The organism is Streptomyces sp. NPDC007095, from assembly GCF_040634475.1.
In the GTDB taxonomy this organism is placed as follows: domain Bacteria; phylum Actinomycetota; class Actinomycetes; order Streptomycetales; family Streptomycetaceae; genus Streptomyces.
Genome location: NZ_JBEYFS010000072.1, coordinates 22,628 through 44,072, shown reverse-complemented (window position 1 = coordinate 44,072; position 21,445 = coordinate 22,628). Strand labels below are relative to the sequence as shown.

General features: G+C 71.0%; 14 protein-coding genes. 6 read left to right on the top strand and 8 right to left on the bottom strand.

Features of this window, described 5'->3' with window-relative positions; all coding sequences use genetic code 11:
* Positions 1-4 precede the first annotated feature (4 nt).
* From ABZ656_RS24665 to ABZ656_RS24635, 7 genes are all read right to left on the bottom strand, one after another.
* Entirely contained in the window at positions 5-520 is a 516-nt protein-coding gene (locus ABZ656_RS24665; RefSeq protein WP_101400742.1) for a DUF1990 domain-containing protein, read from the bottom strand.
* 88 nt (positions 521-608) lie between these two features.
* Entirely contained in the window at positions 609-2,267 is a 1,659-nt protein-coding gene (locus ABZ656_RS24660) for a M4 family metallopeptidase (protein ID WP_101400743.1), read from the bottom strand.
* A gap of 298 nt (positions 2,268-2,565) precedes the next feature.
* Positions 2,566-4,608 (bottom strand): M4 family metallopeptidase, encoded by a 2,043-nt coding sequence (locus ABZ656_RS24655; protein WP_101403760.1) that lies wholly within the window; start codon positions 4,606-4,608, stop codon positions 2,566-2,568.
* A gap of 543 nt (positions 4,609-5,151) precedes the next feature.
* A complete protein-coding gene (locus ABZ656_RS24650; protein ID WP_360270481.1) occupies positions 5,152-6,891 on the bottom strand; it encodes an ABC transporter ATP-binding protein in 1,740 nt (579 codons plus the stop codon).
* Entirely contained in the window at positions 6,888-8,597 is a 1,710-nt protein-coding gene (locus ABZ656_RS24645; RefSeq protein WP_360270479.1) for an ABC transporter ATP-binding protein, read from the bottom strand. Before ABZ656_RS24645 ends, ABZ656_RS24650 begins: the two co-directional genes overlap by 4 nt.
* Positions 8,598-8,650: 53 nt before the next feature.
* A complete protein-coding gene (locus ABZ656_RS24640; RefSeq protein ID WP_101400746.1) occupies positions 8,651-10,582 on the bottom strand; it encodes an ABC transporter ATP-binding protein in 1,932 nt (643 codons plus the stop codon).
* Entirely contained in the window at positions 10,579-12,426 is a 1,848-nt protein-coding gene (locus ABZ656_RS24635; RefSeq protein ID WP_360270477.1) for an ABC transporter ATP-binding protein, read from the bottom strand. Before ABZ656_RS24635 ends, ABZ656_RS24640 begins: the two co-directional genes overlap by 4 nt.
* Positions 12,427-12,588: 162 nt before the next feature.
* Between ABZ656_RS24635 and ABZ656_RS24630 the strand changes: the two genes are divergently transcribed.
* The 4 genes from ABZ656_RS24630 to ABZ656_RS24615 are packed head-to-tail and all read left to right on the top strand — an operon-like array spanning position 12,589 to position 16,174.
* On the top strand, positions 12,589-13,500 hold the full coding sequence (locus ABZ656_RS24630) for an ABC transporter ATP-binding protein (RefSeq protein WP_101400748.1): 912 nt from the start codon (positions 12,589-12,591) through the stop codon (positions 13,498-13,500).
* Positions 13,497-14,231 carry an ABC transporter permease gene (locus tag ABZ656_RS24625; protein WP_101400749.1) on the top strand — a complete coding sequence of 245 codons (735 nt, stop codon included), beginning with the start codon at positions 13,497-13,499 and terminating at the stop codon, positions 14,229-14,231. Before ABZ656_RS24630 ends, ABZ656_RS24625 begins: the two co-directional genes overlap by 4 nt.
* Positions 14,232-14,256: 25 nt before the next feature.
* Positions 14,257-15,522, top strand: a complete 1,266-nt coding sequence (locus ABZ656_RS24620) for a sensor histidine kinase (protein WP_101400750.1) — start codon at positions 14,257-14,259, stop codon at positions 15,520-15,522.
* Positions 15,512-16,174, top strand: a complete 663-nt coding sequence (locus tag ABZ656_RS24615) for a response regulator transcription factor (RefSeq protein WP_101400751.1) — start codon at positions 15,512-15,514, stop codon at positions 16,172-16,174. The genes ABZ656_RS24620 and ABZ656_RS24615 overlap by 11 nt, the downstream gene beginning before the upstream one ends.
* Positions 16,175-16,339: 165 nt before the next feature.
* Here the strand turns inward: ABZ656_RS24615 and glgX are convergent, their stop codons facing one another.
* A complete protein-coding gene (glgX, locus tag ABZ656_RS24610; RefSeq protein WP_101400752.1) occupies positions 16,340-18,607 on the bottom strand; it encodes a glycogen debranching protein GlgX in 2,268 nt (755 codons plus the stop codon).
* Positions 18,608-18,758: 151 nt separating this feature from the next.
* On the opposite strand from glgX, the gene ABZ656_RS24605 reads away from it, so the two are divergent.
* Together ABZ656_RS24605 and ABZ656_RS24600 are read left to right on the top strand one after the other, a co-directional pair.
* A complete protein-coding gene (locus ABZ656_RS24605) occupies positions 18,759-19,976 on the top strand; it encodes an Ig-like domain-containing protein (RefSeq protein WP_360270473.1) in 1,218 nt (405 codons plus the stop codon).
* Between the two features lie 187 nt (positions 19,977-20,163).
* Complete coding sequence (locus tag ABZ656_RS24600; protein ID WP_101400754.1) at positions 20,164-21,417, top strand: Ig-like domain-containing protein; 1,254 nt, start codon at positions 20,164-20,166, stop codon at positions 21,415-21,417.
* Positions 21,418-21,445: the final 28 nt, after the last annotated feature.

Sequence of the window (21,445 nt, the reverse complement as noted above, 5' to 3'; positions counted from 1 at the left end):
CGGCCTACGGCTCGAACCCCGCGCACAGCCGGCGCAGTACCGCCCCGCAGCGCCGCGCGTAGGCGTGCTGGAGCCCCCGGGTCGCCGGTCCGCCGGCACGGGTGTACCACTTGGCCGCACGGCTGAAGGCGGTCACGGTCAGCCAGACCGTGCCGTCGCCCGTGCGGTCGACCACGAAGGCCTCCTCGCCGCGCTCGGGGTGGCCGGGCAGAGTGCCGTAGGCCCAGCCGGCCCGGCGGTACTCCTCGACCGTCCAGACCACACGGCAGGGAGCCTTGAGGGGGCCGAGTCCGACGGTGACGTCGACTCCGGGGGCCGCCTTCTCGGCGGTGGCGGTTATGCCCACGCCCATCGCACGGTGCATCTCCCAGGTCATCACCGCTTGGGACGCGGCGCGGAAGGCGGCCTCGCCCTCGCCGACGCGGGTGCGCAGGTGCAGGGGGTGGAACCCCGGCGGGCAGCGGCCGTCGCGCGTCGCGCCCACGTCCTCGTATGTGAAGGGGTTGTCCGGGGAGACCATGGGGGACAGCGTAGGGCGGTACCCGGAGCCGCCTTCTCTCCGGGTACCGCCCAAGGCGCCTAAAGGAGTCTCGAGGACCCCGTGGGCACTAGCTCACGTTGACCGCGGTCCAGGCCGCGGCCACCGCCTTGTACTCGGCGCTGGTCGAGCCGTACAGGGCGGACGCCGCGGAGAGCGTCCCCGTGCGGGCCGACTTGTAGTTCGTCGTCGACGTGAAGTACGTCGTCAGCGCCTTGTACCAGATCTGCAGGGCCTTGTCCCGGCCGATGCCGGTGACGGCCGTGCCGTTGTACGTGGGCGAGTTGTAGCTGACGCCGTTGATGGTCTTGGCGCCGCTGCCCTCGCTCAGCAGGTAGAAGAAGTGGTTGGCGACACCGGACGAGTAGTGCACGTCCAGGTTGCCGACGCTGGAGGACCAGTAGTCGGCGGAGCCGCCGTCCTTGCTGGGCTTGTCCATGTAGCGCAGCGGGGTGCCGTCGCCGTTGATGTTGATCTTCTCGCCGATGAGGTAGTCACCCACGTCGGAGGAGTTCCCCGCGTAGAACTCGACGCCGGTGCCGAAGATGTCGGAGGTCGCCTCGTTCAGACCGCCGGACTCGCCCGAGTAGTTGAGACCGGCCGTGTTGGAGGTGACGCCGTGGCTCATCTCGTGGCCGGCCACGTCCAGCGAGGTCAGCGGGTGGGTGTTCCCGGAGCCGTCGCCGTACGTCATGCAGAAGCAGCTGTCGTCCCAGAACGCGTTGACGTACGCGTTGCCGTAGTGGACGCGGGAGTACGCGCCGACGCCGTTGTTCTTGATGCCGCTGCGGCCGAAGGTGTTCTTGTAGAAGTCCCACGTCTCCTGCGCGCCGTACGCGGCGTCGGCGGCCGCGGTCTGGTCGGTGGTGGAGCTGGAGGCCGCGCCGGTGCCCCAGGTGTCGTCCGCGTCGGTGAACAGGGTGCCCGCGGAGGAGGAGGTGGTGTGCGACTTGTTGTACGTCTTGTGGCCGCCGCGGGTGCCGTCGGTCAGCTGGTACGTCGAGCCCGACAGGGTGGTGTTGAGGCTGACCGTGCCCGAGTAGAGGGTCTTGCCGGTGCCCGTCTCGATGCCCTGGTACTCGTAGAGCTTCTTGCCGGTGGCCGCGTCGGTGATGACGTGCAGCTCGTTCGGGGTGCCGTCGTCCTGGAGACCGCCGATGACCGTCTCGTAGGCGAGGGTGGGCTTGCCGGTGGCGGCCCAGATCACCTTGCGGGGGGCGCGGTCGGCCGTGGTCTTCTCCGAGCCGGCGGCCTTCGCGGCGGTGAGGGCCTGCTTCTCGGCCTTCGCGGTGGTGACCTGCGGCTTCAGCGAGGCGACCTTGATGGCCGTCTTCACGGCCTTGGTGACGCCCTCGGTCTTGCCGGCCTTGGACTCGTGGACGACCAGGTCGCCGCCGAGGACCGGAAGGCCGTTGTACGTGCGCTCGTAGCGGGTGTGCACCGTGCCGTCCGCGTCCTTGAGGACGTCTCTGACGACGAGCTTCTCCTTGGCGCCGAGGCCTATCTGCTGGGCGGTCTCGGGCGCGGCCGCGTCGGCCTTCTGGATCAGGCTCGTGCGCGCGGTGGCGGAGAGCAGGACCGTGGCGCCGGGGAGCTTCGCCTTGGCGGCGGCCGACTCGGTCTGGGCGGAGGCACCGGTGGTCAGACCGGTGGTGAGCAGGGCTCCGGCAGCGACAGCGGTGGCGATGGCCAGAGTGGTGCGCTTGTGACGCGCGTAGAGGGGGGTCACGCAATCTCCTCTTGTGGGGGCGACCGGACGGCGTGGGGTGGCCGTACGGAAGGTGCGAAGTTGCGGTGCGGGTGAGCCGTGCGGTGGAAGAGTGACATCCAGGACGCGTACATGTCAGGAGGGCGATGAAATCTTGGCCGAAAAGCGTCCGTTGGGTGAAGATCGCTGTTCGTTACGCGGATCTCGATCCTGGTCAAGCGGCAGCAAAAGCAGGGTCATGGCGCGGCAAAGGGGTGCCGCCCCGGGGAATCGAACCCCCGGGGCGGCACCCTCTCGATGCCGTGTGTCCAAGCGCGGTCTACGGGAACGTCAGCTTCCAGCTGTCGATGTAGCCGGTGTCCTGCGCGGCCTTGTCCTGGACCCTCAACTTCCAGGTGCCGTTGGCGACTTCGGAGGACGCGTCGACCGTGTAGGTCTCCTGGACGTTGTCCGCCGAGTCGGAGGAACTGAACGCCTTCAGGGGGTACACCGTGCCGTCCGGGGCCAGCAGGTCCACGACCAGGTCGCCGCGCCAGGTGTGCACGATGTTCACGTCGACCAGAAGGTTCGACGGGGCGTTGCCGGTACGGCCGGTGACCGCGATCGACGACGTCACCGCCGGTCCGTTGTCCGGAATCGATACGTCGCCGGTGTTCTCGAACGACGTGCCGGTGCCGCCGCCACCGCCCGGACGCGAGCCGACCTTCACGGCCGCCCAGGCGTTCTGCACCGCCGTGTACTCGGCGCTCGTCGTGCCGTACAGCTCGCCCGTCGCGGCGAGCGTGCCGGTGCGGGCCGCCGCGTAGTTGGTGGTCGAGGTGAACTTGGTGGTGAGCGCCCGGTACCAGATCTGCAGGGCCTTGTCGCGGCCGATGCCGGTGACCGGAAGGCCGTCGGCGGTCGGCGAGTTGTAGCTGACGCCGTTGATGACCTTGGCGCCGCTGCCCTCGCTCAGCAGGTAGAAGAAGTGGTTGGCGACACCGGACGAGTAGTGCACGTCGAGGCCGCCCACGCTGGAGGACCAGTTGTCCGCCGAGCCGCCGTCCTTGCTGGGCTTGTCCATGTAGCGCAGCGGGGTGCCGTCGCCGTTGATGTCGATCTTCTCGCCGATGAGGTAGTCACCGGGGTCGGAGGCGTTGTTGGCGTAGAACTCGACGCCGGTGCCGAAGATGTCGGAGGTCGCCTCGTTCAGACCGCCGGACTCACCGGTGTAGTCGAGACCCGCGGTGTTGGAGGTGACGCCGTGGCTCATCTCGTGCCCGGCCACGTCCAGCGCGGTCAGCGGGTCCGCGTTGCCGGCCCCGTCGCCGTACGTCATGCAGAAGCAGCTGTCGTCCCAGAACGCGTTGACGTACGCGTTGCCGTAGTGGACCCGGGAGTACGCACCCACGCCGTTGTTCTTGATGCCGCTGCGGCCGAAGGTGTTCTTGTAGAAGTCCCAGGTCTCGGCGGCGCCGTAGTGCGCGTCGGCGCCCGCGGTCGCGGCGTTCGACGTGGTGCCGTTGCCCCAGGTGTCGCTGGTCTGGGAGAACAGGGTGCCGGTGCCGGACGTACCGCGGTTGAGGTTGTACGTCTTGTGGCCGCCGCGCGCGCCGTCGGTGAGCGTGTAGTTGGAGCCCGACTGCGTGGTCGTCAGCGTCACCTGGCCGCTGTACTGGGTGTTGCCGATACCGGTCTCGATGCCCTGGTACTCGTAGAGCTTCTTGCCGGTGGCCGCGTCGGTGATGACGTGCAGCTGGTTCGGGGTGCCGTCGTCCTGGAAGCCGCCGACGACCGTCTCGTACGCGAGGGTCGGTTTGCCGTCCGCCGCCCAGATCACCTTGCGGGGCGCCCGGTCGGCGTCGGTCTTCTTCGAACCGTCGGCCTTGGCGACCAAGAGGGCCTGCTTCTCCGCCTTCGAGGCGGCGATGGCGGGCGTGAGCGAAGCGACCTTGAGGGTGGCCCGCGTCGCCTTGATGACCCGCTCGGTCTTCCCGGCCTTGCTGGTGTCGACCACGAGGTCGCCGCCGAGGACCGGGAGTCCCCCGTAGGTCCGCTCGTAGCGGGTGTGGACCGTGCCGTCCGCGTCCTTGATGACGTCGCGGGCGACGAGCTTCTCGTTGGCCCCGAGGCCGAGGTCCTTGGCGGTGGCCGCCTTGGCGGCGTCCGCGTCGCGTATCAGCTCCGCGCGCTGCGAAGGCGTGAGCTGGACGGCGAGAGAACCACGGTTGATCTTGCCGAGGGAGGATTTCTGAGGGGCCGCGCTCGCGGCGCCCGACTGGACGGCCGCGGCCAGCAGGGCGGAGACGCCGACGAGGGCGACGGCCGCGACACGGCGCTGAGTGGTGTGGGAGGTGCGTCTGTGGGAGGAACTGCTGTTCAACACACTGACTCCTTCTGCGTGGCCACGGGTCGCGCGGCCAGTGGGGATCCGGTCGGGGTGGGTACCCGTCCGGGCAGAACAGGGCAGAACAGGGTGGAACACGGAACCAGTTGCATGGGTCTACGGCCACGACACGGCGACGGTGCTGTGGGATTGCTGTGAAGTTGCCGTGGGAAGAGTGGCAGGAGATTTCGCTTTCTGTCAGGACCGCGTCAGGAACTTGGCCGGAATTCGTCCGTTGTCCGGGTGTTCATGTTCGGCATGCGGACTGTTCGCCGGAGTGCGTCTGGTCTGTGGCGCGGCAAGGCGCGGCGGCCCTGCCGCCCCGCGCCCAGGACGACCGGACGCGACCCGATCGGCCGCCCCCTAGGTCCTGTCGTCAAATTCCCGTCGTCCGCCCGGAGGGCGGGCCCTGCGGCGTCAGGTGCGTGCTCTCGGAGTGCCGGGCACAGGCCCTCGTACTGGACGTACTTGAGTCTGTGCCTGGTGCGGTGAGAGTGCGTGCATGGCGTCGCGGGGCGGACGGGAATTTGACGACAGGGCCTAGTCCCCGTGCCAAGTCCGCCAAAGCGCCGCGTACGCGCCCTCGGCCGCCGCCAGTTCGTCATGCGTGCCGAGTTCGGTGAGCTGTCCGTCCTCCATCACGGCGACCCGGTCCGCGTCGTGCGCGGTGTGCAGCCGGTGCGCGATGGCGATCACGGTGCGCCCCTCCAGTACGGCGGCGAGCGCACGCTCGGTGTGGCGCGCGGTCGTCGGATCGAGCAGCGCGGTCGCCTCGTCGAGGATGAGAGTGTGCGGGTCGGCCAGCACCACCCTGGCCAGGGCGAGCTGCTGGGCCCGCGACCCGTCCGTGCGGCGGCCGCCGGTGCCGAGCTCGGTGTCCAGCCCGTCCGGCAGCTCCCGGACCCAGCCCTCGGCACCGACGGCGGCCAGCGCCGCCCACAACGCCGCGTCACCGGCGGTGGGTTCGGCGATCAGCAGGTTGTCACGAACGCTGCCCAGGAACACGTGGTGCTCCTGGGTGACGAGGACGACCTGCCGGCGCAGCTGCTCGGGATCGAGGTCGGCGATCGGTACGCCCCCCACCGTCACCGACCCGGACCGCGGCGCGTCGATGCCCGCGAGCAGTCGGCTCAGAGTGGTCTTCCCGGCGCCGGAGGGCCCGACGACGGCCAGCCGCTCCCCGGGCCGGACGGTCAGGTCGACTCCGCGCAGCACCTCGCCCCCGCGGTCGTAGGAGTAGCGGACATCCGTCACGTCGATCCGGTCGTCGGCCGGGGTGGGCGAGCCCGACGAGACGGCCCGTGGCGCCCGGGCCAGCCCCTCGACGCGGGCGAACGAGGCACCGCTGCTCTGGAGTTGCTCGACCTGCATCAGGATCTGGTCGAGCGGCTCCGCGAGCTGGCGCAGATACAGGGTCGCCGCGACCACCGCCCCCAGGCTCATCGACCCCCGCGCGTGCAGGGCACCGCCCACCAGCAGGGCGGCGACCACGGGAACGACGTACGACACCTCCACGGCCGGGAAGAACACGCTGCGCAGGAACAGGGTCCGCATCCGCCTGAGGCGGGACGTCTCCAGCGTCCGACGGCTCGCGGTGACCCGGCCGCGCTGCAGCCCGAACGCCTCGACCGTACGGGCACCGGACGCGGTGGCCGCGAGGATCTCGGCGACGTCCGAGGTGGCGGTGCCCTCGGCGAGATACGCGGTGCGCGCACGGCGCAGATACCAGCGCAGGGCGAACCAGATGCCGACGAGCCCGAGCACCCCGCAGGCGCCGAGCAGCGGGGCGATGACGAAGACCGCGCCGAGGATGAACAACGCCTGGGCGCACGAGATGAGCAGCTCGGGTCCGGCGTCGCGCAGGGTGTTGCCCACCACGGTGACATCGGCGGTGCCGCGCGCGGTCAGGTCACCGGTGCCGGCCCGCTCCACGACCGACGCGGGCAGACTCAGCGCCCGCTCCACGAACTGCTCCCGCACCCGGGCCAGCGTCCGCTCCCCGAAGCGGTGCCCCACGTACCGGGCCCACCGCGCCAGCAGCAGCTGCGCCAGCGAGCACACCAGGATGACCGACGCCAGCCGGTCCACCACGTCCACACCGTCCCCGGCCCGTACGTCGTCGATGATCCGTCCGAGCAGCCACGGCCCGACCAGACCGGCCGCGGCGGCCAGCGCGTTCAGGCCGAGCACGGCGGCGAAGGCCCGCCCGTCCGCCCGGATCAGCCGCAGTGCCGCCCGGCGCACCTCGGCGGGCTCGGCGACCGGCAGATGCGCGCTCATCGCAGGGCCTCTTCCGTGTCGCGGGCCACCAGCGCCCGGTATCCCGGCTCCGCGCCGAGGAGTTCGTGATGGCTGCCGCTCGCCGCGACCTTGCCGTCGACCAGGAAGTGCACGGTGTCCACCTGGTCCAGCATCAGCGGAGAGGTGCTGGTGACGACGGTCGTACGGCCAGAGCGGGCGGCCCGCAGCCGGGCCGCCACGGCCGCCTCGGTGTGCGCGTCGAGCGCCGAGGTGGGTTCGACGGCGAGCAGTACCTCGGGGTCGGCGAGCAGCGCCCGCACCAGGCGTACGCGCTGTCGCTGGCCGCCGGAGAGGCTGCGGCCCTGGGCGGCGACGTCCGAGTCGAGACCGTCGGGGAGACCGAGCACGATGTCGTCCGCCGCCGCCGCGCGCACCGCGCGGGCGATCGCCTCCTCGTCGTGCTCCCGGCGACCGCAGACCAGCTCGCGCAGGGTGCCGGCGAACAGGTCGGCCTCGTTGTCCGCGACCAGGATCCGCTCGCGCACCTGCGCCAGGGCGATCTCGTCGAGCCGTACGCCACCCCACGTGACCGCCGACTCCGCGTACCGGCCGAGGCGGTCGACGACGGCCTCGGACTCCGCGGGAAGTGCTCCGACCAGCGCGGTGAGCCGCCCCGGCAGCACCCGTACCCCGGAGTCCGGATCATGCAGCACCGCCGGGGAGGCGGGCGCGTCCCGGGCGTCGGGATGGTCGGCGAGGGGCTCCAGGGACAGGAACCGTACGACACGCCGGGCGGCGACGACGGCCCGGCTGAGCTGGTAGCCGCTCTGGATGAAGAAGTACACCGGCATCACGAGGACCGCGACATAGCCGTACACGGACACCAACTGGCCGATGGTGATCTCCCCCTGGGCGGCCAGCCGGGCCGCGAGCCAGGTCACTACGGCGAGGAAGAGGGTCGGCAGTCCCGTGCCCAGCGCCTGGATCCAGCTGGTCGCCGCCCCGACCCGGTACCCCTGCGCCCGCAGCTCCTGCGAGTCGCGGCGGAAGGTGTCCGCGAACAGCCCCTTGCCACCCAGGCCGTTGAGGACGCGCAGACCGCCCGCGAGGTCGCCGATCCGCGCGGTCAGCACGCCCTGCCGCTCGCGGTACTCGGTCTCCGCACCCTGGAGCCGACCCATCAGCGGGCCGACGAGCCCGGCGATCATCGGCACCCCGAGGAGGATCACCACCGAGAGCTGGAGCGAGACCGACATCAGCAGCGCGGCCACCACGCCGTAGGTGATGATCGCGGCGATGCCGGGACCGACGACGGTCAGCGACTGGCTGATCGTCTGGACGTCACCGACGCCGATCGTGACGACCTCTCCGGCGCCGACCTGGCGGCCCAGCGCGGCACCCAGCCGCGCCGACTGCCCCACCACGACCTTGACCGTGCGGAAGTTGGCGTCCATCCGGACCTTGGTCATGGTGCGATGCCGCATGATGCCCAGCCAGGCGTTGAACACCCCGATGCCCAGCACCGCGGCCGTCCAGCCCAACAGCGCGCCCTCGTCGCCCGGCTCCAGGCCGTCGTCGATCGCACGGGACAGCAGATACGGCGGCAGCGCCAGGAGCGTCATCCACACCGTGGCGAGCAGCGCGCCGGCCGCGCTGCGCCCCGACTGCCGGGTGACCAGCCACCACAGATACCGCCACCCGCCCCGGCGGTCGGGCGTCCCCGGGTCCTCGTGAGCGTCGATCATCCAGCCCTCATGCCCTTCACTCGCCGTCCGCTGTAAGAGTCACTCGTCTTCCGCTAGACGAGGCTTTCGCGCCACGCCTGGTGCAGGTCCGCGAATCTGCCGGTGGACGCGACGAGTTCCGCCGGGCTGCCGTCCTCGACCACCCGCCCGTGCTCCATCACCAGCACCCGGTCGGCGATCTCCACCGTGGACAGGCGATGGGCGATGACCACCGCCGTCCGGCCGCGCAGGACCGTCGACATGGCGCGCTGCACCGCCCGTTCCCCCGGGATGTCGAGGGAGCTGGTCGCCTCGTCGAGAATGAGGACGGCCGGGTCGGCGAGCAACGCCCGTGCGAAGGCGACGAGTTGGCGCTGCCCGGCGGAGATGCGACCGCCCCGCTTGCGTACGTCCGTGTCGTAGCCCTCGGGCAGCGCGCTGATGAAGTCGTGGGCGCCGATCGCCTTGGCGGCCCGCTCGATCTCCTCGCGGCTCGCGTCGGAGCGGCCGATGGCGATGTTCTCGGCGACCGTGCCGGAGAACAGGAAGGCCTCCTGGGTCACCATCACCACCCCGCGCCGCAGCTCGGGCACGGACAGCTCGCGCAGGTCGACGCCGTCGAGCAGGACGCGGCCGTCCGTGGGGTCGTAGAAACGGGCGAGCAGCTTGGCGAGCGTCGACTTGCCCGCGCCCGTCGAGCCGACCACGGCCACCGTCTGCCCCGCGGGGAGCGTGAGCGAGAAGGCGGGCAGCACCTCGCCGCCGGTGCGGTACGCGAAGCGGACGTCCTCGAAGGCGACCTCGCGGCCCGGCTGAGCGGAGACGAGCGCGGGCAGCCGCCTCGGCTCGGCCGGCTCCGGCACGGACGGCGTCTGGGCCAGCAGGCCCGCGATCTTCTCCAGCGAGGCCGCCGCGGACTGGTACGCGTTGAGGAACATGCCCAGCCGGTCTATCGGGTCGTACAGGCGGCGCAGATACAGCACGGAGGCGGCCAGCACGCCCAGCGCCAGCGAACCCGAGGCCACCCGGTACGCGCCCCACAGCACGATCCCCGCGACCGCCGTGTTGGCGACCAGCCGGGAGCCGACGACATAGCGGGCCATCTCCAGCAGGGCGTCGCCGTTCGTGCGCTCGTGGCGCTTGTTGAGCACCCGGAACTCCGCGTCGTTGGTCTCCTCACGGCGGAACGCGCGCACCGGCCGGATCCCGTTCATCGTCTCCGCGAACTTCACGATCACGGCGGCGATCGCGGTCGAACGGAGGCGGTAGATACGGCCCGCACGGCGCCGGTACTGCCGTACGAGGAGGTAGAGCGGCACGAAGGATGCCACCGCCACCGCGCCCAGGCTCAGGTCCAGCCAGAGCAGCATCGCCGAGATGTAGACGAAGGACAGGATCACCGTGATGAGTTCCTGCAGCCCCTCGCTGAGCAGTTCGCGCAGCGACTCGACGTCCGTCGTGGAGCGGGAGATCAGGCGGCCCGAGGTGTAGCGCTCGTGGAAGTCGATGCTGAGCGCCTGCGCATGGCGGAAGATCCGGCCACGCAGATCGAGCAGCACGTCCTGGTTGACCCGGGCGGACGCCTGGGTGAAGGCGTACTGGAGCCCGCCGGCGGCCAGCGCGCACAGCAGATAGCCGACTCCCACCGCGATCAGCGGGCCGTGGTCGTGTGCGCGGAACGCCGGTACGGCGCGGTCGATGGCGTACGCGACGAGCAGCGGGCCCGCCTGGATGGCGGCCTGCTGGAGCAGGAGCAGCACCATCGTCACCACCACGCGGGCCTTGAGCGGGGTGAGGAGGGAGCGCAGCAGCGCGGCGGTGGCGCCCGGGGGAGTGGGCAGGGCGTCGCGGTCGAACGGGTCCTGGTGCTGGTGGGACTCCCGCGCGTCCGGACGGTCCGTGCCGGGCTTCCCGCCGTCGGGTTCCGTGCCCGTTTCCGTGCCCGTTTTCCTGCCCGGTTCCCGGTCCGGCTCCTTGTTCGGCGCGGTCGTCGTGGGCGCCGTCATCGGTCGGCCTCCTCGTCACCTGACATCAGATGGGCGTACTCGGCGTTGCTGCGCAGCAGTTCGTGGTGGGTGCCGACCGCGGTGATGCGGCCGCCGGAGAGCAGGGCCACGCGGTCGGCGAGCAGGACCGTGGACGGGCGGTGCGCCACGATCAGCGCGGTCGTCTCCGCCAGGACGCGGCGCAGCGCGGCCTCGACCGCGGCCTCCGTGTGGACGTCCAGTGCCGACAGGGGGTCGTCGAGGACGAGGAAGCCGGGGCGGCCGACGACGGCCCGCGCGAGGGCGAGGCGCTGGCGCTGGCCGCCGGACAGGCTCAGGCCCTGCTCGCCGACCTGGGTCCGTGTCCCCTGCGGGAGCGCGTGCGCGAAGTCGGCCTGGGCGACGGCGAGGGCACGGTCCAGGTCCGTTTCTCCCGCGGTGTCGGGGGCGCCCATGAGCACGTTCTCCCCGACGGTCGCCGAGAAGAGGGTGGGCTCCTCGAAGGCCACGGCCACGCGCGCGCGAAGCTCCTCGCGGGGCATCGCGGTGATGTCCTCGCCGTCCAGCGTGATCCGCCCGGCCGTCACCTCGTGCAGCCGTGGGACGAGGGCGGTGAGGGTGGTCTTCCCGGTGCCGGTCGCGCCGACCAGTGCCATCGATTCACCCGGACGGATGTGCAGATCGATGTGCTCGAGGACGGGGGGCGTGTCCGCCGGGGCGTCGGGATAGCGGAACCGGACACCGTGGAAGCGGAGTCCGCCCTCACCCTTCCCGGCGGCGACCGTGGACGAACCGTCGGCGACCGCGGACAATCCGTCGGCGATCGCGGATGTGCTGGTGGCGACCGCGGACGTCCCGGCGGACTCCGGCTTCTCGTCCATCACCTCGAAGTACCGCTCCGTCGCCGTCGCCGCCTCCTGGCTCATCGCGAGGAGGAAGCCGATGGACGCGACGGGCCAGCGCAGCGCGAGCGCCGTGGAAAGGAACGCCACCAGCGTGCCGGCGGACAGACGGCCGTCGGCGACCTGGATCGTGCCGAGCACGAGGGCGGCGCCGATGGCGAGTTCGGGGAGGGTGACGATGACCGTCAGGATGGCGGCGAGGAGGCGGGCCTTGGCCAGCTCCGTGCCGCGCAGGGTGCGGGACAGCTCGCGGAAGGCGAGGGCCTGGCTGCGGTGGCGACCGAAGCCCTTGATGATGCGGATGCCGAGCACGCTCTCCTCGACGACCGTCGTCAGATCGCCCACCTGGTCCTGGGCCCGCCGTGCCACCAGCGAGTAGTGCCGCTCGAAGAGCCAGCAGACGACCATGAGGGGCGCCGCGGGAGCGAGCAGCACCAGGCCGAGGGTCCACTCCTGGGCCAGCATGATCATGACGCCGACCAGGATCGTCACGGAGTTGACCAGCAGGAACGTCAGGGGGAAAGCGAGGAACTGGCGAACCAGCATCAGGTCCGTGGTGCCCCGGGAGAGCAACTGTCCGGAGGCCCAGCGGTCGTGGAAGGCGACCGGGAGCCGTTGCAGATGCCGGTACAGATCCGCCCGCATGTCCGCCTCGACCGCCGACAGCGGACGCGCCACCAGCCACCGTCGCAGCCCGAACAGCACCGCCTCCGCGATGCCGAGCAGCAGCAGGTACAGCGAGCCGAGCCAGATGCCCGCCGGGTCGTGGTCGGCCACCGGACCGTCCACCATCCACTTCAGGACGAGCGGGAACACCAGCCCCGTACAGGAGGCGAGGACCGCGACGAAGGCGGCACCGAACAGCCGCGTGCGCACCGGCCGCACGTACGGCCACAGGCGCAGCAGGTTGCGTACGGTCGAACGGCCTGCTCGGTCACTGGTCACTGCATCTGGTGTGGACATCACTGGCGAGCCTACGGTTCGGCACTGACAGTGCCCACCGAGTTTTGGCCGGTCGTCCACAGGTTGCGCACCGGTCGTACGACGGTGTCAACCGATCGGTTGACACCCCTTCGAGCGCGATGGCCGATGTGCCCGACCCCGCCCCGCCGGGACCCTCGAAGCATGTCAGCCACACCTGTCATCGAAGTCAGCGCACTGCGCAAGTGCTACGGCGGCCGGCCCGTCGTCGACGGTGTCTCCTTCGCCGTCGAGGAGGGCGAGATCTTCGGGATCCTCGGCCCGAACGGCGCCGGCAAGACCACCACCGTCGAGTGCGTCGAGGGTCTGCGGATCCCCGACGGGGGCCGCGTCCGGGTCACCGGGCTCGACCCGGTCGCCGACCACGAGGCCACCAGCCGCGTCCTGGGCGCCCAGCTCCAGGAGAGCGAACTCCAGGCCAAACTCACCGTGCGTGAGGCGCTGGAGCTGTATGCGGCCTTCTACCCGAACCCCGCCGACTGGCGTCCCCTCGCCGAGCGCCTCGGCCTCACCGACCGGCTCACCAGCAGGTTCGGCAAGCTCAGCGGCGGCCAGAAGCAGCGGCTGTTCATCGCGCTCGCGCTGATCGGCAATCCCCGGGTGGTCGTGCTCGACGAGCTCACCACCGGTCTCGACCCGCGCGCCCGCCGCGACACCTGGCAGCTCATCGAGGACGTCCGGGCGAGCGGCGTCACCGTCCTGCTCGTCACACACTTCATGGAGGAGGCGCAGCGCCTGTGCGACCGGATCGCCGTGATCGACAAGGGCCGGCTGGCCGCCCTGGACACCCCGTCAGGCCTGATCCGGCGCTCGGCGGGCTCCACCGTCATCAGCTTCACGCCGTCCGCGCCGCTGGACGAGGGTGACCTGAACGCGCTGCCCGCGCTCGCGTCGGTCGAGCACAAGGACGGCCGGATCACGCTGTCCGGCACCGACGAGACCGTCAACGCGGTCATCACGCTGCTCGCCCGGGGCCACATCACCGCTCACCAACTCCGCGTGTCCGACGCCACGTTGGACGACGCGTTCCTGGACCTGACGGAGGTCACCTCATGAACACCGCCGTGCTGCGCACCGAGGTGCGCCTCTTCCGCCGCGAACCGGGCGCCCTCTTCTGGATCCTGCTCTTCCCCACCCTGCTGCTGGTGATCCTGGGTTCCATCACGTCCTTCCGCCAACACCACGCCGACCTGGGCGGCCTGCGCACGATCGACGTGTACGTCCCGGTGGCCGTGCTCCTCGGCATGATCGTCGGCGCGCTGCAGTCGATGCCGCAGAACATCACCGGCTACCGCGAGCGCGGCATCCTGCGCCGCATGTCCACCACTCCGGTACGGCCGACCGCCCTGCTGTCCGCGCAGATGCTGGTCTACGGCGGGGCGGCCCTGGCCTCCGCCCTGTGCGCGCTGACCGTCGGCCGGCTGGCCTTCGACGTACGACTGCCGAAGCAGCCGTTCGGCTATCTCCTCGCCCTGCTCCTCGCGATCCTGGCCGCGCTCGCGCTGGGCTCCGTGGTCTCCGCGCTGTCCCGCACGACGAAGATCGCTGGTGCCATCGGCTCGGCAGTGTTCTTCCCGATGATGTTCTGCGCGGGCGTGTGGATCCCGGTGCAGGCCATGCCGGACACGCTCGCCCGGATCGTCGGCTGCACGCCGTTCGGCGCCGCCGCGCAGGCCCTGAACCGGGCGGCGGCGGGGGACTGGCCGGGCTGGACGCACCTGGGCGTGCTGGTGGCGTGGACGGTGCTGCTGACAGCCGGCGCCTCGCGCTGGTTCCGCTGGGAGTAGGGGACGGTCCGTGCAGACTGGGGAGATGACCACCAAGGACCGGCAGATCGAGCGGCGCTGGGAGCAGCTGCACGTCTGGGGGCCGTACGGGCTGCTCGGCCTCAGTGTCGTCCTCGCGGTCGCCGCCACCGGCCTGCACAACCGCTCCGTCAAGTGGTACCTCGGCTGGACCCTGGTCGGTGCCGCGGCCGTCCTCCAGCTGTGGTGGCACGGCACCCGGTCCCGACGTCCCGGCCGCGGCCGGATCCCGTCCCGGGCGGGGACGGTGTACTACGTCGTCCGCTGGGCCCTCGCCTTCGTTCTCAGCTGGCTCAACCCGTTCTTCGCGTTCTACGCCGCCTCCGGTTACATGGACGCCGACGAGCTGATCCCGGGCCGGTGGCAGCGGCTCGGACTGCTCGCGAGCGCGGTCACCGTGGCCGGTGCGCAGACCGGCGGCATGCCGTTGGGGAGCGGGGTCCAGTGGATCCTCTTCCCCCCGCTTTTGATCGCCAACTCCGGCCTGCAGATGGTGGTCGCCCATCTGCAGGAGCAGGAGACGCGGCGCTACCACGAGCGCGGCGAGACCATCACCGAACTCGAACGCACCAACGCCGCCCTGCAACAGGCCCTCGACGAGAACGCCGCCCTCCACGCCCAACTCCTCGTCCAGGCAAGGGAAGCGGGCGTCGCCGACGAACGCCGGCGCCTCGCGGCCGAGATCCACGACACCATCGCCCAGGGCCTGACCGGCATCATCGCGCAGCTCCAGGTCGTCGCGAACACCCCCGATCCGGGGGCCGCCCGCGTACACCTGGGCCGCGCGTCGGAGCTGGCCCGCCAGAGCCTGGGTGAGGCGCGCCGCTCGGTGCACAACCTCGCTCCGGTCGCCCTCGAACACGACGGCCTTCCCGAGGCCCTGAAGAAGACGGTCGCGGACTGGGCCCGACGCACCGGCATCCGCGCCGACTTCACTCTGACCGGTACGGCGGAACACCTCCACGACGAGATCTCGGCGACGCTGCTGCGTATCGCCCAGGAGGCCCTGTCCAACGCGTCCCGGCACGCGCGCGCAGCCCGGCTGGGCGTCACCCTCTCCTTCATGGGCGACGAGGTGACCCTGGACGTACGCGACGACGGCCGCGGCTTCGACCCCGCCGCCGTCCCCGAACGCACCGGCAGCGGCGGCTTCGGCCTCGACGGCATGCGAGCCCGCGCCGAGCGCATCGCGGGCTCCCTCACCCTGGAGTCCGAACCCGGCCTCGGCACGGCGGTCTCGGCGCGCGTACCGTTGGTCCGCCATGACCGATGACTCGTTCGCCCCGGCCGATGACACCGCGATCACCCTCCTCGTCGTCGACGACCATCCCGTCGTACGGGACGGTCTGCGCGGCATGTTCGAGTCCGCGCCGGGATTCACGGTCCTCGGCGAGGCCGCGAACGGAGTCGAGGCCGTCGCCCTCGCCGCCTCCCTCGACCCGGACGTCGTCCTGATGGACCTCCGCATGCCCGGCGGCAACGGAGTCGAGGCCATCGCGGAACTCACCCGCCGCGGCGCCCGCGCCAAGGTGCTCGTCCTCACCACGTACGACACCGACTCCGACACCCTCCCCGCGATCGAGGCGGGCGCGACGGGCTATCTGCTGAAGGACGCCCCGCGGGAGGAGCTCTTCACCGCCGTCCGAGCGGCGGCGCAGGGCCGTACGGTGCTCTCCCCGGCGGTCGCCTCCCGGCTGGTCTCGGCGGTCCGCGCGCCCGCCTCGACCCAGGACTCCCTCTCGGCCCGCGAGCGCGAGGTCCTGGCCCTGGTGGCCAAGGGCACCTCGAACCGTGAGATCGCCCGCGTCCTGTTCATCAGCGAGGCCACGGTCAAGACCCACCTCACCCACCTGTACGCCAAGCTGGGCGTCAAGGACCGCGCGGCGGCGGTGGCGGTCGCATACGACCGAGGCATCCTGGGCTAGCGCAGCCTGAGACGGGGCTGCGCCCCGAATCCCCGCGTGTTCCCGAGTCCGTTGGCTGCGGCCCGGTGGGGCCGGCCGCGCCCACGCGGCGGAGCCGCACATGTCACAGCCCCGCGCCCCTGAAAGCCTCAGCCCGTCCGGTGTCCGAGGACGAGGACAGGTGCCTCAGCCCACCACCCGTAGCAACAACACCGCCCGCGCCGGCACGGTGACCGTGCCGCCCGCCCGATGGACCACGCCCGGCGCCCGCGCCTGATCCTCCGCCGAGGTGTCGACCACCAGTTCGTAGCGCGAGGCCCACGGAGGCCCCGGCAGGACGAAGCTCACCGGACGGTCCCCGGCGTGCAGCACCGCGAGGAAGCTGTCGTCCACGACCGGCGCTCCGCGGGCATCGCGTCCGGGGATGTCCCGGCCGGAGAGGTACATCCCGAGCGTCCCGGCCGGCGCGTACCAGTCCCGTTCCGTCATCTCCGTCCCGCGGGGGGTGAACCACGCCAGGTCCCGCAGCCCGTCGACGGAGTGCGCCCGGCCGGAGAAGAACGCGCGGCGCCGCAGCACGGGATGCCGGTGCCGCAGCGCGATCAGACGGGAGGTGAGGTCGAACAGGGCACGCCAGCCCGGTTCGTCGAGCAGGCTCCAGTCGACCCAGCTGATCTCGTTGTCCTGGCAGTACGCGTTGTTGTTGCCGCGCTGGGTGCGCCCGAACTCGTCCCCCGCGACGAGCATCGGCACCCCGGTGGACAGCAACAGCGTCGTCAGCAGGTTCCGCAACTGGCGTCGCCGCAACCCCCGTATCCGCTCCTCGTCCGTCTCCCCCTCCGCCCCGCAGTTCCAGGCCCGGTTGTCGTCCGTGCCGTCCCGGTTGCCCTCCCCGTTGGCCTCGTTGTGCTTGCGCTCGTAGGAGACGAGGTCGCGCAGCGTGAAGCCGTCGTGGGCGGTCACGAAGTTCACCGAGGCGTAGGGGCGCCGCCCGCCCCACGCGTACAGGTCGCTCGACCCCGAGAGGCGGTAACCCAGGTCCCGTACGTCCGGCAGCGCGCCCCGCCAGAAGTCCCGGACCGCGTTGCGATAGCGGTCGTTCCACTCCGTCCACAGGGGTGGGAAGGCGCCGACCTGGTAGCCGCCGGAACCGACGTCCCACGGTTCGGCGATCAGCTTCACCCGGCGCAGGACCGGGTCCTGGGCGATGACCGCGAGGAAGGGGGAGAGCATGTCGACGTCGTGCATCGAGCGGGCCAGCGCCGCCGCCAGGTCGAAGCGGAAGCCGTCCACGCCCATCTCCGTCACCCAGTACCGCAGCGAGTCCGTGATCAGGCGCAGGACGTGCGGCTGCACCACGTGCAGGGTGTTGCCGCAGCCCGTGTAGTCGGCGTACCGGCGGGCGTCCGACTGGAGCCGGTAGTAGCCCCGGTTGTCTATGCCGCGAAGGGACAGCATCGGGCCCAGCTCGCCGGCCTCCGCCGTGTGGTTGTAGACCACGTCGAGGATCACCTCGATGCCGGCGGCGTGCAGCGCCCGCACCATGCGTTTGAACTCGCCGACCTGCTGTCCCGTCGTCCCGGAGGACGCGTAGCCCGCGTGCGGGGCGAAGTAGCCGATCGAGTTGTAGCCCCAGTAGTTCTTCATTCCGCGCCGCAGGAGATGGTCCTCGTGGGCGAACTGATGGACGGGCAGGAGTTCCACGGCCGTGACGCCCAGCCCGACCAGGTGCTCGATCGCCGCCGGGTGGGCCAGCCCGGCGTAGGTGCCGCGCAGTTCCTCCGGGATCCCGGGGTGCAGCCGCGTGAAGCCGCGTACGTGCAGCTCGTAGATCACCGAGTCCGCCCACGGGGTCTTCGGGCGGTGGTCGTCCGACCAGTCGTCGTCATCGTGGACGACGACACCCTTGGGGACGTACGGCGCCGAGTCCCGGTCGTCGCGCACGGTGTCCGCGACCTGCTGCTGGGGCCAGTCCCGGACATGCCCGTACACCTCGGGCGGCAGACTGAAGTCGCCGTCCACCGCACGGGCGTACGGGTCCAGGAGCAGCTTCGCCGGGTTCCAGCGGGCGCCGGTCCACGGGTCCCAGCGGCCGTGCACGCGGTAGCCGTAGCGGCGGCCGGGCAGCACGCCGGGTACGAAGCCGTGCCAGATCTCGTGGGTCAGCTCGGTGAGCGGTACGCGTGTCTCGTGGACCTCGCCGTCCCGCTCGTCGAAGAGACAGAGGTCGACGGCCTCCGCCCCGCCCGCCCACAGGGCGAAGTTGGTGCCCGCCGCGCCGTCGGGGCCGACGCGGAAGCGCGCCCCGAGCGGGGTCGGGGCGCCCGGCCACACGGACACGGCGGGCGACGGCGCCCGCTGGGCGCCGTTCAGCACGGGGGATGACTGCGCGGGCAGCTTCTCGCCCGTGGCCCGCCCCTCCGGCACTGCCTCCTGCTCGGCTGCGCTCGACACCGTTCAGCCTCCTGCGGCTCGGTGGACGGCCCGTAAGGAAGCGCGCAGTGTCCCTGCTGCGGCTCCCCCTCGCGTCGTCCTCCCCACTGTTCTGCCCAGCCCTTGGCTCGCACTCACGTTTCCCCAGAGGTGCACACTCGTTGGGCCCGCTGTGAAGCACGAACAGACACGCGCGCGGCACGCAGGGGCCGCACTGGCCGCCGTACTGACCTGGGCCGGCCTGCTCGCCGGAGCCGCCGGCTGCACCTCGCACGGGATGGAGGAGGTACTCGGCAAACCCCCCGCCGTCGAGGACGTCATCCGTATCTCTCCCGACGACAACAGCAAGGGCGTACGCCCGCGGCAGGCGTTGCGGGTCCGGGTGCCCGAGGGGCGTCTGGAGTCCGTGCAGGTCGTCAAGGACCAGGACGCGCAGGAGTCCGCGGTGGCCGGGCGCATCTCCGCCGACGGCCTGACCTGGGCGCCCGACGACCCGCGGCTCGCGCTGGCCGCCAAGTACACCGTGGACGTGGTGGCCCTCGACGGGCACGGGCGGCGCTCGGCGCGGCACACGACGTTCACGACGTACGTCCCCGAGGAGCGGTTCATCGGATACGTGACGCCGGAGAACCGCTCCACCGTCGGCACCGGCATGATCGTCTCCCTCTCGTTCAACCGGGAGATCGAGAACCGGTCCGCCGTCGAGCGCGCGATCCACATCGAGGCCAGCCCCGCGGTGGAGGTCCGCCCGCACTGGTTCGGCAAGAGCCGCCTCGACTTCCGGCCCGAGAAGTACTGGAAGCCGGGCACGAAGGTCACCGTCGGGCTGCGGCTGCGCGACGTCGAGGGGGCGAAGGGCGTCTACGGACTCCAGTACAGGACCTTCTCGTTCACCATCGGACGCAGCCAGGTCTCGCTGGTCGACGCCGCCGCGCACACCATGGAGGTACGCCGCGACGGCGACCTCCTCGCCACGGTGCCGATCACGGCGGGCGCCCCCAACAGGACGACGTACAACGGGAAGATGGTCGTCATGGAGATGCTGGAGGTGACCCGGATGAACAGCCGCACGGTCGGCTTCGGCGGCGAGTACGACATCCCGGACGTCCCGCACGCGATGAGACTCACCGACTCCGGGACCTTCGTGCACGGCAACTACTGGGCCTCGGGCGTCTTCGGCAACAGCAACGTCAGTCACGGCTGCGTCGGTCTCGAGGACGTGAAGGGCGGCAGCTCCGACACCCCCGCGGGCTGGTTCTTCGACCGCAGTCTCATCGGCGACGTCATCGAGATCGTCAACAGCGCCGACAAGGAAGTCGCTCCCGACAACGGCCTCGGAGGCTGGAACATGGGCTGGAAGGAGTGGAAGGCGGGCGGCGCGGCGAAGTAGCCCGAGGAGGCGCACGCACGCGCCGTAGGGCAGGGGACTCCAGCGCGCCCCCACACGGCCGAACTTGGGACTGAACGGTGACAATCCCGGGGAGCCATCTCTCAGAGCCGTGTGATTAATTAGCGCGATACGCGCGGTGACGCGCTGGGGTGCGGGCCTGATCAGGCCGTGCGAGGGGAGAACAGACTTGAACGGGCGACCGATATCGGGGGCGTCGGTTGGAACGCGGGCACGGGGAAGCCGGGGGAGCAAGGGAATCCTGGCGCTGCTGCTGGGCGTGCTGCTGCTCGCCGTGACCGCGTGCGGTGGGGGAGGGGGCTCGGACTCCGGGAACGGCAAGGGCAAGAGCACGGGCAGCTCCGCCAAGGCCGACACCAAGGTCTCGCAGGCCGTGGTGACCATAGCCCCGAAGGACGGCACGAACGGCGTGGCCACCAGCGGGGCCCTCAAGGTCACCGCGGCCAAGGGCAAGCTGACCGAGGTCACGGTCAAGGACGGCAAGGGCAACGCGGTCGACGGCGCGATAACCGGCGGGGGTGCCACCTGGACGCCCTCGACCCACCTCGCCTCCGCCACCAAGTACAAGGTCCACGCGGTGGCCAAGGACACCGACGGCCGTGAGGCCGCCGAGGAGTCCGCCTTCACCACGCTGACCCCGAAGAACACCTTCGTCGGTATGTTCACGCCCGAGGACGGTTCCAAGGTCGGCGTCGGCATGCCCTTCTCGGTCCGCTTCACCCGGGGCATCACGCACCCGGACGCCGTCGAGAAGGCCATCAAGATCAAGACCGAGCCGGCCGTCGACGTCCAGGGCCACTGGTTCGGCAACGACCGCCTCGACTTCCGCCCCGAGCAGTACTGGAAGTCCGGTACGAAGGTCACCGTCACCCTCAACCTCGACGGCGTCGAGGGCCGGCCCGGGGTCTACGGCAAGCAGGCCAAGACCGTGTCCTTCACGATCGGCCGCAGCCAGGTCTCCACGGTCGACGCCAAGACCCACAAGATGGTCATCAAGCGCGACGGCAAGGTCATCAAGACCATCCCGATCACCACGGGCAAGCCGGGCTACGACACGTGGAACGGCCAGATGGTCATCAGCGAGCAGCTCCGGGTGACCCGTATGAACGGTGAGACGGTCGGCTACGGCGGCGAGTACGACATCAAGGACGTGCCCGACGCCCAGCGCCTGACCGACTCCGGCACCTTCATCCACGGCAACTACTGGGGCGGCGACGCCTTCGGCAACTACAACGCCAGCCACGGCTGCGTGGGCCTGCGCGACGTGCGCGGCGGCGGCGACCGCAGTGCGCCGGCCGCCTGGTTCTTCGACCACTCCATCACCGGTGACGTGGTGATCGTGAAGAACTCCCACGACAAGACGGTCGCCCCGGACAACGGCCTCAACGGCTGGAACATGTCCTGGTCGGCCTGGACCGCCTGATCGTTCCGCCTCGACGGGCCCGCTGTGC